1 protein-coding gene is annotated in these 770 nt (G+C 47.9%); it reads left to right on the top strand.

From position 1 onward, the window contains the following. Positions 1 to 770, top strand: a 770-nt coding sequence (locus tag ACFILW_RS10380; protein ID WP_375685799.1) for a hemagglutinin repeat-containing protein, incomplete at both ends; no start/stop codon positions are given.

Below are 770 nucleotides of genomic sequence, written 5' to 3'. Positions count from 1 at the left end.
ACCACTGTCATTGCAGGGCAGGATGGCAAACCGCATGATCTTAGCATCACAGGCAGTTCCATTGCGGCTGATGGCAAGGTAGGGCTGAAAGCCAGCAACGATGTCCTGATCAATAATGCAGAGGATAGCTTACATTATGAGATGTCGTACCATAAAGACGGTGGGGTGTTTAGTAGCAGTAAATCTGAGCATAACAAGATGGATGTGAGCCAAGTTGTGGGGTCAAGCATAACAGGGGGTGAAGGCGTTGCCATTGATTCCGGAAACAACACGGAAGTTGTAGCCTCGACGCTCGTAGCCGGTAAGGCAGAGGAAACGTCAGGAGAGAAAGCACCAGGAGAACAGAAACAAGCGGATATTACCATTCACTCTGGGGGAAAGATTGTCATCAAAGGCGCCCAAGAACACTTGGATCAGCAAGCACAATCGTCTTCAAGTGGCTTTTTGCATGAGAAATCTTCCGATACATCTCAATCGCATACCACAACGGTCTCCTCTATCCTTGGGGCGACGGGCAACATCGTGTTAGACGCACAAGGAGAAGCCAAGATTTCTGCTTCTCATCTTCTTTCCGGTCAAGATATCAATGTGAGCGGAGAAAGTGTGACGATTGATGGCATGACAGATCATCATAAAAGCCATTCAGAGGAGCATGAAACGGGTTTTGGTGTGGGATCAGGTAAGGGCTTTGTGTCGATATACGGGAGTGAGGGAAAGACAGAAAATGAAGAGAGTTTTGAGCATCAAGGTTCTTCTCTCAATGCGGATGG

Source organism: Bartonella sp. TT110JLCBS (genome assembly GCF_042193405.1).
Taxonomy (GTDB): Bacteria; Pseudomonadota; Alphaproteobacteria; order Rhizobiales; family Rhizobiaceae; genus Bartonella.
The sequence above is the reverse complement of the archived record's forward strand: the minus strand, read 5'-3'. Positions and strand labels throughout refer to the sequence as shown.